At 64.4% G+C, this 12,693-nt stretch carries 11 protein-coding genes; all 11 read right to left on the bottom strand.

Going from position 1 to position 12,693, the window contains the following annotated elements; genetic code table 11:
• Window positions 1–27: 27 nt before the first annotated feature.
• Window positions 28–369 (bottom strand): NIPSNAP family protein, encoded by a 342-nt coding sequence (locus J2J99_RS13885; protein ID WP_168300790.1) that lies wholly within the window; start codon window positions 367–369, stop codon window positions 28–30.
• An 83-nt stretch (window positions 370–452) separates the two neighbouring features.
• Entirely contained in the window at window positions 453–1,235 is a 783-nt protein-coding gene (gene fabI / locus J2J99_RS13890; RefSeq protein ID WP_168300789.1) for an enoyl-ACP reductase FabI, read from the bottom strand.
• Window positions 1,236–1,280: 45 nt separating this feature from the next.
• Complete coding sequence (locus J2J99_RS13895; protein ID WP_168300788.1) at window positions 1,281–2,453, bottom strand: acetate/propionate family kinase; 1,173 nt, start codon at window positions 2,451–2,453, stop codon at window positions 1,281–1,283.
• A 4-nt stretch (window positions 2,454–2,457) separates the two neighbouring features.
• Window positions 2,458–3,423 (bottom strand): phosphate acetyltransferase, encoded by a 966-nt coding sequence (locus J2J99_RS13900; protein ID WP_205919114.1) that lies wholly within the window; start codon window positions 3,421–3,423, stop codon window positions 2,458–2,460.
• Window positions 3,424–3,470: 47 nt separating this feature from the next.
• Window positions 3,471–5,681: a DUF3141 domain-containing protein gene (locus J2J99_RS13905; RefSeq protein ID WP_246638854.1), complete on the bottom strand. Its 2,211-nt coding sequence runs from the start codon at window positions 5,679–5,681 to the stop codon at window positions 3,471–3,473.
• Window positions 5,682–6,159: 478 nt separating this feature from the next.
• Window positions 6,160–7,380, bottom strand: a complete 1,221-nt coding sequence (locus J2J99_RS13910) for an ABC transporter permease (protein ID WP_168300786.1) — start codon at window positions 7,378–7,380, stop codon at window positions 6,160–6,162.
• 4 nt (window positions 7,381–7,384) lie between these two features.
• Window positions 7,385–8,524: an ABC transporter permease gene (locus J2J99_RS13915; RefSeq protein WP_168300785.1), complete on the bottom strand. Its 1,140-nt coding sequence runs from the start codon at window positions 8,522–8,524 to the stop codon at window positions 7,385–7,387.
• Window positions 8,521–9,225 (bottom strand): ABC transporter ATP-binding protein, encoded by a 705-nt coding sequence (locus J2J99_RS13920; protein WP_168300813.1) that lies wholly within the window; start codon window positions 9,223–9,225, stop codon window positions 8,521–8,523. Before J2J99_RS13920 ends, J2J99_RS13915 begins: the two co-directional genes overlap by 4 nt.
• 124 nt (window positions 9,226–9,349) lie before the next feature.
• Complete coding sequence (locus J2J99_RS13925; RefSeq protein WP_168300784.1) at window positions 9,350–10,573, bottom strand: efflux RND transporter periplasmic adaptor subunit; 1,224 nt, start codon at window positions 10,571–10,573, stop codon at window positions 9,350–9,352.
• Window positions 10,574–10,865: 292 nt separating this feature from the next.
• Window positions 10,866–11,918 carry a helix-turn-helix domain-containing protein gene (locus J2J99_RS13930; RefSeq protein WP_168300783.1) on the bottom strand — a complete coding sequence of 351 codons (1,053 nt, stop codon included), beginning with the start codon at window positions 11,916–11,918 and terminating at the stop codon, window positions 10,866–10,868.
• A gap of 106 nt (window positions 11,919–12,024) precedes the next feature.
• Window positions 12,025–12,606, bottom strand: a complete 582-nt coding sequence (locus J2J99_RS13935) for a dienelactone hydrolase family protein (RefSeq protein WP_168300782.1) — start codon at window positions 12,604–12,606, stop codon at window positions 12,025–12,027.
• Window positions 12,607–12,693: the final 87 nt, after the last annotated feature.

Genomic DNA, 12,693 nt, shown 5'->3' on the forward strand with positions numbered 1-12,693 from the left:
GAGCGCGCTCTTGGAGTTTCTGGCCCGTTATTTCGAAGGGTTGGAGAAGCCGCGGTAGAAGCGTGTCGGTTGCAGCAGCGAACTGGTGATGTTGGCGACGATCTGCCCATCCGCCTCGCTCTTCGCCTTCGCTTCCTGCCATTCGCGATCGGCCAAGAACTCGGCCCATTTCTGCTCGCGCTCCGCCAGCGACCGCCATTCGAGCAGATAGGTCAGATCGTTGCCGGAAGAACCGATCATCGTCGTCCAGAAGCCGAGCGGGCGGATGCCGAGGCGTTCCCAGATCACCAGCGTGGCGGTCTCGAAACGCTGATGCAGTGCCGGCAGCCTCCCCGGCAGACATGTATAGATGCGCAATTCGTGGATCATCGGATGCTCCTCGTGTTGGATCAGGCGAGATTGTGCATATCGTTCTGCGCCGGTAAAAGCGAGGGGCACCACCCATCAGGGACCTAATCGATAATGTGATATCCGCCATCGATATAGATGGTATCGCCGGTAATCAGCCGAGCGGCATCATGCGCAAGGAAGGCCGTTGCCATGCCGACATCGTCGATCGAGACGAGGCTGCGCGTCGGCGCCGTTTCCTGGGCCTTGTTCAACAGCTCGTCGAATTCGGGAATGCCGGAAGCCGCGCGTGTTGCGAGCGGGCCGGGAGAGATGGCGTGGACGCGGATGCCCTTGGGGCCGAGTTCGGCGGCAATGTAGCGCACTGCGCTTTCCAGCGCCGCCTTGGCCACCCCCATGACGTTATAGTTCTTCACCACCATCTGGCTGCCGTAATAGGTCATGGTGAAGAGCGTGCCGCCGCGTTTCATCAGCGGTTCGGCAAGATGGGCCATGCGGATGAACGACCAGCAGGAAATGTCCATCGTCTTCAGGAATCCGTCCTGCGGCACGTCGACGACGCGGCCCTGCAGCGTATCCTTCGGCGAGAAGGCGATCGAATGGACGAGGAAATCCAGTTCGCCCCAAAAGTCCGAGATGCTGTCGAACACGGCCTCCAGCTGACCCGGCACGGACACGTCGAGCGGCAGGAAGATCGGTGCTTCCAGCTCATCGGCGAGCGGCTCGACATAGGGTTTTGCCTTGTCGTTGAGATAGGTGACGGCGAGATCGGCGCCGAGCGCTCGGAAGGCCCTGGCGCAGCCCCAGGCGATCGACTGATCATTGGCGATGCCGACCACCAGCCCGCGCTTGCCTTCAAGAAGTTTGGCCTTCACTTCAGGAATCATCCTCAGCCCCTCTGTTCGGTCAAATGATTTCGACTGCGCAATCACTCACGCGGTAACCAGTGCGAATGTGTGCCGCGCAATCATCAGTTCCTCGTCGGTCGGCACGCAATAGACGGCGATCCTGCTGTCCTCGCTCGAGATCAGCAGCTCGCCGGCGGCGTTTCGCCCGGCATCGAGCTTCGCGCCCAGCCAGACGAGTTTCTTGGCGATGCGCTCGCGCATGACCGGCGAGTTTTCCCCGACGCCGGCGGTGAAGACGAAAGCGTCCAGACCGCCGAGCACCGCGGCGAGTGCACCGGTATTGAAGCCGATCCGATGGATGAAATGATCGAGCGCCAGGACGGCTCCCGGGGCGTCGCTGGCGAGCAGGTCGCGCACGTCGTTGCTTATACCCGACAGCCCCTTGAGACCGGACTCCTTGTAGAGCAGATCCTGCAGTTCGCCTGGCGTCATGCCGCGCTGCTGCAGGAGGTAGAGAAGGACGCCGGGATCGATCTGCCCGCAGCGCGTGCCCATCGGCAGGCCATCGAGCGCCGTGAAGCCCAATGTGCTCTCGATGCTCTTGCCTTGGTGGAGCGCGCAGAGGGAAGCGCCGCTGCCGAGATGGGCGACGATCACCCGGCCCATGCCGACCTCGGGCGCGATCGCGGCGAGCCGGCCGGCCACATATTCGTAGGAAAGGCCGTGGAAACCGTAGCGCCGCACGCCCTCGGCAAAATAATGGGCGGGGATGGCGTAATGATCCGCCATCGGATCATGGCCGCGATGGAAGGCGGTGTCGAAACAGGCGACCTGGGCAAGCTGCGGCTGGTGCTCCAAGATGGCGCGGATGGGCGCGAGATTGTTCGGCTGATGCAGCGGCGCAAGCGGCGTGTAACGCTCCAGCTCCCGCACCAGCGCCTCGTCGATCCGCACCGGGTGCATATGATCGGGTCCGCCATGGACCACGCGGTGGCCGATGGCGATCAGCCGTCCGTCATGCCGCTCCCGCAGCCATTGTCCCACCAGCCGCATCGCCGCCGGCAGATCGGGCACGGTCTCGCAAGGGTAGGATTCGTCTGCCAGCCGGTCGCCGCCGGCGCCCTTGATGGTCAGGTGCGGGGCGGTGCCGATGCCTTCCATCTTTCCCTTGACGAGCCGCGTCAGCTGCTTTGCTGCGGCGAAGACTTCGAATTTCAGGCTGGAAGAACCGGCATTGACGACGAGGATCGTATCCATGGCATCAACCACCCTGTATCGGCGCGTTGTTGCGGCGCGCTTCGGCAAAGAGCACGGCGACGGCGCAGGAGGCGAGCCGCGCCCGCACGCTGTCGGCCCGCGACGTCAGGATGATCGGCACGCGCGCGCCGAGCACGAGGCCGGCGGCATCTGCCCGCGCCAGGAAGGTCAGGTTCTTCGCCAGCATGTTGCCGGATTCGAGATTGGGGACGACGAGGATCTGGGCCCGGCCGGCGACCTCGGACTTGATGCCCTTGATGCGCGCGGCTTCCGGATCGATCGCATTGTCGAAGGCGAGCGGCCCGTCGAGAATGCCACCGGTTATCTGGCCACGTTCGGCCATCTTGCAGAGCGCAGCCGCCTCGATGGTCGAGGGGATCTTCGACGTCACCGTCTCGACCGCCGAAAGGATCGCCACGCGTGGCGTGCCGAGACCGATGGCCGTGAAGAGGTCGATGGCGTTCTGGATAATGTCGCGCTTGGCGTCGAGATCGGGGGCGATGTTTATGGCGGCGTCGGTGATGAACAGCGTTTCGGCATGGTGCGGCACGTCCATGACGAAGACGTGGCTGATCCGCCGCGCCGTCCGCAGCCCCGTCGCCGAGGAGGTCACGGCCCGCATAAGCTCGTCCGTGTGCAGGCTGCCCTTCATCAGGAGTTCGGCGCCGCCCGCGCGGATGATTTCGACGGCTTTGGCCGCCGAGGCATCGCTGTGGGAGGCATCTATGAGCTCGAATGGCGAGATGTCGATGCTGTGCGCCGTCGCGACCGCGCGTATCTTCTGCACCGGGCCGACGAGGACCGGGCGCATTAGCCCCGTCTCTGCCGCCTCGACGGCGCCGCGCAACGACGACTCGTCGCAGGGATGGGCGACGGCGGTCGTCATCTCGGGCGCAAGCTTGGCCCTGGCGATCAGCCGTTCATATTTCTCGTGGCGCCTGGTTTCGTCGGGGTTTTCCCAATCCGGCATCTGCTGTCCCCCCTGTTCCAAAGAAGCATCCAGCCGTTATCATCCGGCTATTTCGTGCGCCTGACAATCTTGAGCGGCGTGGCGCTCGGGTTGGGGCCGGCGCTTGGCCTTTCCGGTGCTGCCGGCTCTGCGACCGGCGCCTCGGGCACATCGAAGAGGTTGACGATCCTCCGCCAGCGTTCCTCCGCCTGACCGGCAAGTGCGCCGCGCACGCTCACGACAGAATGAAGCATTGACAGCGCGCGGCGGCGGGCATCCTCATCGGCCGGCAGGAGACGCGGGATCGCAGCCACAGCCGCCTGTTCATCGATGACGAGCATGAGGAACTGATCGCGGATCAGCGCCTTGAAGTCGGCAAGCGTCATCGCCGGCATAGCATCCTCGGCGCGGCGCATCCGGCGGATGGCGGCAAAGCCGCGTTCGTCGGCTGCGCCATTGGCCATAGCGACATAGAGCAGGCTGCGCGCCATGCCCTCCCGCAATCCGCCCTTGTCGATCCGGGCTCTCAGTTCTTCGATCCTGGTTTTCAGCACCTGCGCATGCAATGCCGTCTTGCTTGCGCGCCGATGCAGCTTCTCGCTCGCAGGATCGATGCCGACGGCTGCCTGCAGGAAGGGAGATCCGTAGACGGCGAGGAAAGTCGCCTCGCTCATCGCCTCGATCCCCTCGCGCCATGCGTCGAGCCCGGCGACGATCTGGCGCGAAACGATCTGCTCCAGAGCCAGGAAGGGATTGTCCTTAGCCGCGGGGCGGCGCTCTTCCTCGACATGGACAGCAAGATCGGCGATCGTCGCCGTCACAGGATTGAGGTCGGAGAGCAGCTCATATTGCAGCCTGAGCGGATGCATCTCGCGCAGCCGTTCGGCCGTCTGCTCCGTCACCATCGCGCGAACCCAGGGCTGAACGAAAGTACGGTAGAGCGACAGGTTGATTTCAGACACCTTTGCCGCTGTCGCGAAACGCCTGTCGTCGGCGGCATTGTTGCAGCCGAGTGCGCGGATATCGTCGAGCGTTCTCTGCTCGCAGCGCATGATCCAGTCGCCCTCGACGAGATCGCCACCCACGGTCGCATCGGTCTTGGCTTCGAAGATCGCCTCGTAGAGGCCGGGCGGCAGCGCATCGATCAGGTCGATATTGCTCGAAAATTCCCCATGTTCCTTGCGGGCGACGCCGGCCGACACGAAGATGCCGAGATGGCCGACAGTCTCATGCACTGTGTAGACGATCGTCTGTCCGTGCGAGCGGATTTCGTTGACGCTGTCATAGAGATCGGTAATCCAGCCGAGCGCCTGGGCCGGCGGCGTGATATTGTCGCCCTTCGAGCAGAAGACGACGATCGGCGCGCGAATGTTCCTCAGATCGACCGCCTCGCCTTTCGAGGTTTCGATGCGGCCGGCGGCGAGATTGTTGCCGACGAAGAGCTCATCGACGATGAACTGGATTTCCTCTGCATTGAGGTTGACGTGGTTGCCCCACCATTGCTCGAAGCCGAGATAGCGCGGCGCCTCGGTGTCGATCTTCGAATAGAGATTATATTGCTTGGTCCAGAGCGTATTGGCGGGGTTCTGGTTCTCGAAATTCTGCACCAGCCAGGCGCCATCGAACTTGCCTTGGCCGAGATCGCCGGCAAGCGCCGTCAGCCAGGAGCCGCCGAGCAGGCCGCCGGTATAACGCATCGGATATTTGCCGCGTTCGCCCGCCCAGTAGGAAAGCGGCGCGCCGGCAATGATGATCGAGCCAAAAAGCTCGGGGCGCATGGCAGCCAGCATCATGACGGCCCAGCCCGCCTGGCAGTTGCCGATGACGCAGGGTTTGGCATCGGCATCTGGATGCAGCGAAATGACCTTTTCCAGGAAGATCGCTTCCGACCGCGCAATGTCCTCGATCGTCTGGCCCGGAACCGGCTCCGGAAGGAACCCGATGAAATAGCAGGGGTGGCCGGCCGCGAGGGCCACGCCGATTTCGCTATCGGCCTTGAAGCCGCCGATCCCCGGCCCGTGACCGGCGCGCGGATCGACCACGACGAAGGGCCGGCGCGTCTCGTCGATCTGGATGCCTGCGGGCGGGACGATGCGCACCAGGGCATAGTTGACCGGCCGCTCCAGCGTGCGCCCGTCGAGCAGCACCTCCGGCGTGAAGCTCAGCACATGGGGTGCCGCCGCTTTGGCATGAAGCCGGTATTGATTGCCGCGTTTTCGCATCACGTCCCAGAAGAGGACACTGCGCTGGGTGGCGTCCCGGACATAATCCAGGGCCATGCCAGCCGGACCGAACTGCGTCGCAAGGTCGAACTTTGCGAGATTGGAAGGATACCACATGCCAAACATGTCAAACCTCCTGACTCACCGATCTCGACCGGGAGCTCAAAGACCTCATTGCTGAAAGCCGGTATTTTCGTTTTCGTCCGCATGAAATGCGTGGCAGCATTGCCGGCCATATGCGCTCTTAGCAGGTGCAGCATAAGCGGGGCGCGCCGCAGCGCCAACGTATTTTACGGTAGGTTACGCGCCGTTTTTAGCCCGCTTTCAAGCAGTTGCGTTCAAGGAATTGTCACAGAGGAAATGTGGTTTCCCGGGCAGCCCGACCTTTCGGAAACACAGGTCGTCCATTCTTGACGTAAGACAATTCCGATGGGACCGCAATCCTGCGCTCAGAGCCGGGTGACGCCGCGTTCGGCGCCGCCCGGGCCATCGCCGGCCGCGCTGCTTCCATGAGGCGGAGCCGATCCGGAGCGTGTCAGGCATTGGCCCGCAACGCGGCGCCGAGCGGCAGCCGCGCGGCCGCCAGCGCCGGCAGCGCGCCGCCGATCACCCCGACTGCCAGCCCGAGCAAACCCGCCACCAAGAGCACATCCGGCGTCACGACCAGCTGAAACGCCATCTTGGTGTTGTTGGCGCCCATCGTGCTCGCCTGCCAGCCGTCAAAGGCGAGCCGGGAGGCGATGGCACCGATTGCCGCTCCGACAGCCGAGAGCAGCACCGCCTCCGCCCAGGTGGCGGCAAAGGCCGGAAGGCGGGCAAAACCGAGGAGGCGCAACGTCGCGGTCTCGATGGCGCGGTCGGAAACCGAGCTCATCATCGTGTTCAGGGCGCCGGCGGTCGCGCCCACCGCCATCAGAAGCGCGATCGGCCAGCCGAAGAGGCGGATCAGGCTTTCCGTGCGTTCGGCCTGGCCCGCATAGAGATCGGCCTCGGAGACGGCAGCGAGCGGCGGACCCGGCAAGGTGGACAGCCGTTTCCGCAGCGCCGCCAGCGCCCTTTCCGGATCGCCGCCGGCAAGCCGCACCCGCAGACTCTGCACCTGCCCCTGCCGGTCGAAGGCCGATTGCACCGCCTCCATATCCGCCCAGATCTCGGATTCGAATGCGCTGCCGCCAGATGTGAAATGGCCAGCGACCCGCCAGTCGACCGCGCCGAGCCGCACCGTGTCGCCGACGGCAAGGCCCGGAAAGGCATCCGCGAGGGCCGCGCCGACGACGATCTCACGCCCGCCCGGCGCAAACAGCCGCCCCTCTGAAAGCCGGGCGCGTTCGCGCATGGCAGGTCCGCCCGGATCCATACCCCTCAGTGACAGCGTCTGCTCGACGCCGTCGGCGCCCTTAATATCGACGGCCACGACCACCTCGCGCGACATCGCCGATCCGCTCGCCCAATCGCCGGGATCGGCACGGGTAATCCCGGTGTCGCCACTCGCCGCCGCGAGGCTGCGGATCGCCTCGGCGGGCACGTCCGAGCCAGCCTCCTGGTTGGTGCCGCCGGCTAGGATGACGGCGATGTCAGGGGAGCCCGCCCCGGCAAGCGCTGCCTCGAAGCCGCGCGCCATCGCCAGAAATCCGGCGAGCACCGCCACGACGAGCACTACCGACAGCACCATCGACAGCGATATCGCGCGCCGCCTCGGCAGGCTGCCGAGATTGACTCTGATCATGAGAAAGATCTGCTTGAGCGTTGATGACATTGGATTATCTCGTTCTGAAGGCGTTGATGATGGGCAGCCGCATGGCGCTGAAAGCGGGCAACAGTCCGGTCAGCAGGCCGAGCCCAGCGATGATGGCGGCGGAGTTCAGCAGCACCGCCGCACTGAAGACGAGGCCGAATTCCGGCCCGATCAGAAATGTCGCGAGCTTGGCGAGGATGAGCCCGCCTGCGCCGCCGACAACGAAGATGAACAGCGTCTCGCCAGCGACAAGCGCCATGATCCGCTCGCGGGAAAAGCCGAGCACCTTCATGACGCCGATTTCGAAGCGACGTTCTCTCACCGCAAACATCATGGTGTTCACCGCAATCATCAGGATCGTCACAAAAGCGGCGCCGACGACGAGGCCAACGATCCGGCCGATATCGGCGAATTGCCGGAGGAACGCTTCGAGGAACTGCTTTTCCGATTGTGTCCTGGTCTCAGCAGTCGAATTGGCGAAGAGCGCATCGATGCGCGCCGCGAGCACGGCCGGCGAAACGCCCTGGCGCGGACGCACCACGAAGGCATCGACCGTGTCCCGGTCGCGGGCGCGGGCCTCATTGAGCGCATCATTGCGGGCGATGATGAAATAGGTATCGGTGGTGGCATCGGCGCCCTCGAAGATGCCCGTGATCGTAAAGCTCCAGTTGCGGCTGCCGTCGGCCCTGATCAGCTGGCTGGTGATGCCGATGCGCTGGCCGACAGACCAGCCCTGCGCCTCTGCGAGAGCCCGGCCGACCAGCACCCTGTCGCCGCCTTCTGCGAGCGCCGCGATCAAATCAGGCGTAAGTCCAAGTTCCCTCCCATTGGCCGCGGCGATCGCTTGCGGATCGACGGCGCTGACGGCAACCACGTTCTTTTCGACCTCGACGAAACCCCGCATCCGCGCCGTGTAGGCGACGGCGGCGACATCGCCCTCCGCGGCGATCCGGCTGAGATAGGCAAGCGGCAGCGGCAGCCCGCGGCCGGATTTGTTGAAGACGCCGAGCAGATTGTCGCTGGCGGCGGCCGCCCCCTGGCTGCCGGCAACGAAGCTCGCCGTCAGCCCATAGATCAGGAAGGCCGTGCCGACCGAAAACATCAGCAAGATGGCGCGCAGCCGCTTGCGCCAGGCATTACGCCGCATGAGCTGGAAGAAGGTCATCGGCCCGCCCTTTCGTCGCTGACGAATTCACCCTTGTTGAGATGCAGCGTGCGCCGGGCGAAGGCGGCGGCCTCGGGATCATGCGTGACCATGATGATGGTCTTCTGGAGGTCGCGATTGAGAAAGCGCAGCATCTCCAAGATATCATTGGCCGATTTTCGATCGAGATCGCCGGTCGGTTCGTCGCACAGAAGAAGTTCTGGATCGCCGACGATGGCGCGCGCGATGCCGACACGCTGCTGCTGCCCGCCGGACATGCTCGTGGGAAACTGCCGTTGTCGCCCGGCAAGCCCGACGAGCTCCATGACCGTATCGACGCGGGCCCGCCGCTCCCGTCGCCCCATCGGCTTCAGAAGCAGGGGCAGCTCGATATTCTCCGCCGCATTCAGCATCGGCAGCAGATTGTAGAACTGGAAGACGATGCCCATGCTGTGCGCCCGCCAGGCCGCCCTGGCGCCCTCGCCCATCTGCTCGAGATGGCTGCGTCCGATCCGGATCTCTCCGGCATCGGGGATGTCGATGCCGCCGAGCATGTTGAGCAGCGTCGATTTCCCCGAGCCGGACGGCCCCATCACCGCGACGAAGTCGCCGCGCGGAATGGAAAGGTCGAGGCCGGAAAAGATCGGGATGGTCTCCGTCCCGATCCTGAACGCCTTTCTGACGCCGGCAAGGGCGATAAAGTGGTCTTTCGTGTCGGTAATCGCATTGCTCCTTGGTGATGGAATATCGCTATCGTAGAGGGCGTCCTCGACCTTCGAGGCCCCTGCGGGGCACCTCAGGATGCGGCCGGAGAGAGGGCCAGCCATACGGCACTCCGGTCAGCCCTCATCCTGAGACGCCGAGCCCAACGGCCGGAGCCTCGAAAGACGGCGGCGGGTGATGATCGCCCGCGCTGCCCTCACCAACCACAAGCCGGATGCGCGCCGCCATCGCGGGCCGTATGCCGGAAGGCGGCGCCGTAAGCGACAGCCGCAGCGTCACCGTCCCCTTCTCCCGGGAAATGACGGGCGCGATCTTCGCCACTTCAACCGCGAATGGCCGATCGGGAAAACCGTCGAGCACCGCCTCACCTGCGAGCCCCGGCCGCATCAGCGCTATATTGGCCTCGGCCACATCCGCATCGATGACCAGGCTTGCCGTATCGGTAATCGCGAGTAGGCTTTCATTCTCCCGCACGCTGTCCTCGCGCGACAGCACGGTATCGCCGACATGGGCACCGAGCCGCGTCACGGTGCCTGAAATCGGCGCGGTCACGACAAGCGCCTCGACCTGCTCGCGCGCCCTGTCGATAGCCAGCATGGCCTTAACGAGATCCTGCCGGGCCTGCTCCGCGCCATTCTCGGCGGTGTCGAAAGCCGTTTTCGCCTCCTCCAGCGCCTGCGCCGACATCGCATCGCGCCCGGCAAGCCGCTCGATGCGCGTGAGAGAAGACCCCGCCTGCGCAAGCGTGATCTTCCTCGCCTCAAGCGCCAGCTCCGCCGCCCGCTCCGATATCTCCGCGCCCCGAAGCGCAAACCGAGCGCCCACATCGTCCAGCCGCACCAGCACCTGCCCCACCGCGACCTTGTCGCCCGTCTCGACCTCGACGGCGACGATCCGGCCCTCATATTTGGAAAAGACGATGGCGGTGTCGGGGGCCACGACGGTGCCGGAGCCGGTAACTTCACGGGTCGGCAACGTCATGCGGTTCGCCCCATCATTAACTGGAGCCGGCCTGCCCTCGACAGCGGCACCGCCTCCGGCCGGCGCCTCGCCTTCATGAGCGGATGTCGCAAGCTGGCCGCCCGAAAATGCCGCAATCGCGGCTTCGACACATTCCAGCGTCTGAGGTCCAGAGAGAGGAACCAGGGCCAGCGATGCCGCAGCAAGGAGGAGCATTGTCCAAGGGATGATGCGCCGCCGGGCAAGAGGCTCCGGCGGCTCGGTCTTGAAGGCCGCCGGCTCGGTCGAAAGCGATCTCAGCTTGGCGGCAAGGTCTCGGTCATGTTCTGATGTCGTGTTCATGCCGACAAACATCGCCGACGCGGCCGAAATCGCGACCTCGAACACGATCCGGGACGTCCTTGATCGCGATTGAGTACCCGGCAGTGCCCCCGTCCTTCGAGGCCCTGCGGGGCAGCTCAGGATGAGGGCGGAGAGAGGGCGGCTTGCCTCGTCGGAGGGAAGAACAGCATGCCAGCGGCCCAGACTGTGAAACACGGCACACCGATCACACCAGCGACGCGGCACCACGATCAGCCCTCATCCTGATGTGCGGGGGTCAGAGGCCGAAGCCTCGAAGGACGGCGGCGGGTGGCTGCGCACCACAGCCCGGCCATTCTCGATGAAACAGCGGTGGCCCCTACCCCTCCGCCTTCCTCTGCCGCCAGGCCACTGGCGTCATATCCGTCACCCGGCGGAATTCACGGTTGAAATTGGACTTGGTCTGGAAGCCGACCTCGAACATCACCTCGGTCACCGGTTTTTCGGTTCCGGCAAGCAGGCGGCAGGCCTCGCCGACCCTGTAATCATTGACATATTGCGAGACGTTCTTGTCCATCGCCCGATTGATCGCCGCCGAGATCTGGCGCGCGGGTATGCCGGCCTTGCGGGCCAGCCGGTCGAGATTGAGATTGGCGTCGCGATAGAGCTTCTTTGCCTCCATCAGCGCATCGACAGTTGCGATCGTCTCCCTGTCCTCGGTCGTTTCGGGCCTCGGCGCCGTATCCACCGTTTCAGCCGGCGCCCGGCTGCGGCTGGCCGCAGCCGCGGCAATACCGAGAATGACGAGGGCGACAAGATTGCCGATGCTGATTAGCGTCAGCGCGTGCTCGCCATACGCCCAGGTGAAGTCGAAGAAGACGAAAGCATCGACGGCGGCCGACAGGCACAGCGCCGCCGCCGCGAAAATGATCGCTCGATAGGCCGGCACCGCTCCCTCGAAAGGCGCAAGCCGGAGCGCATCCGCACCCGACCGCATCAGCAGCAGGATCGCCAGGGCGTAACCGACGAAGATGAGCACCAGCGTGATGTCGATCGCTTCCCGCCAGAATACCATCAGCAGCAGGATGACGGCGGCGGACACGGCATGCAGCACAATGCGCGCCGGCAATGACCGCCGGCTCGTCCTTACCAGCCTGGAAACGCCGGCATAGGCAAGCGGCGGCACCATCGCCGCAATGACCGGTGCGATCACGCCGACCGCCTGCACCCCATAGCCCCAGCGCAGACCGGAAAGGACGGATTGCAGCACGGAGAGCAGGATGAGCGCCAGAAACGGTCGGTTGGGCTCCCCCTCCTCGTCTCGTTTGAAGACGATGACGAAAAGGATAAGCAGCAGAACGGCAACGACGAAGGGGAGCGGAATGAACAGCATGGACCTGCGGGATCGGAAGGGCGAATGGATGGCCATCATCGCCGACATCGTCGTCCGGCGCGACCTCCATCATGTTTTAGGACCCGATTTTTTGCGCGCATTTTTGGATCGGAGTCCACCGAGTGAGCAAGCCGGGAACGCCGGATCAACGGCGATCCAGGAATTCAATGACGCGCGCGGTGAGGAGCGCGGTCGCATCCGCGTCATAGGACGGCAGCGAGCTGTCGGCGAAATAATGCTGGTCGCCAGGGTAAAGGAAAAGCTCGGCGTCCTCGACCGTCGCGACGATCTCGCGGGCGGCATCGATATCACCCTCCCCGACGAAGATCGGATCGTTGTCCATGCCGTGGATCTGGACCGCGACTCCGTCCGGCCAGGGTCCGAAGGCCCATTCGCCGCTGATCGGCAAGCAGGAATAGAAAAGCAGAGCTCCACAGGCCCCGGGCCGCGTTTGTGCCAGCTTCTGCGCCGGCAGCACGCCGAATGAGAAACCGGCATAGACAAGTTCGGCAGGCAATTCGTCAGCGACCCGGACGCCGCGCTCCCGGATGGCGTCGAATCCGATCTCGCCAATATAGGTAAGCCCCTCTTCGATACTCCTGAACGTGCGTCCGCCGAACAGGTCAGGCGTGTGCACGACATGGCCGGCCGCTCTGATATCGTTGGCGAAGGCGTGCACTCCAGGCGTCAGTCCCTGCGCGTGATGGAACAACAAGATTTCAGCCATAGGCGCCTCCGGCCGAGATCGGCACATCTGATAGGTTCTGAGCAGTCCGGATTTTGGCTCGCGGCGGTCGTCTCCGATGTCGTACCT

Source organism: Rhizobium binae (assembly GCF_017357225.1).
GTDB lineage: Bacteria > Pseudomonadota > Alphaproteobacteria > Rhizobiales > Rhizobiaceae > Rhizobium > Rhizobium binae.

Bases quoted from the DNA above. Each gene is read 5' to 3' on its own strand.
- J2J99_RS13885 (WP_168300790.1), bottom strand. From the start codon at position 369: ATGATCCACGAATTGCGCATCTATACATGTCTGCCGGGGAGGCTGCCG.
- fabI (WP_168300789.1), bottom strand. From the start codon at position 1,235: ATGATTCCTGAAGTGAAGGCCAAACTTCTTGAAGGCAAGCGCGGGCTG.
- J2J99_RS13895 (WP_168300788.1), bottom strand. From the start codon at position 2,453: ATGGATACGATCCTCGTCGTCAATGCCGGTTCTTCCAGCCTGAAATTC.
- J2J99_RS13900 (WP_205919114.1), bottom strand. From the start codon at position 3,423: ATGCCGGATTGGGAAAACCCCGACGAAACCAGGCGCCACGAGAAATAT.
- J2J99_RS13905 (WP_246638854.1), bottom strand. From the start codon at position 5,681: ATGGCCCTGGATTATGTCCGGGACGCCACCCAGCGCAGTGTCCTCTTC.
- J2J99_RS13910 (WP_168300786.1), bottom strand. From the start codon at position 7,380: ATGTCATCAACGCTCAAGCAGATCTTTCTCATGATCAGAGTCAATCTC.
- J2J99_RS13915 (WP_168300785.1), bottom strand. From the start codon at position 8,524: ATGACCTTCTTCCAGCTCATGCGGCGTAATGCCTGGCGCAAGCGGCTG.
- J2J99_RS13930 (WP_168300783.1), bottom strand. From the start codon at position 11,918: ATGATGGCCATCCATTCGCCCTTCCGATCCCGCAGGTCCATGCTGTTC.
- J2J99_RS13935 (WP_168300782.1), bottom strand. From the start codon at position 12,606: ATGGCTGAAATCTTGTTGTTCCATCACGCGCAGGGACTGACGCCTGGA.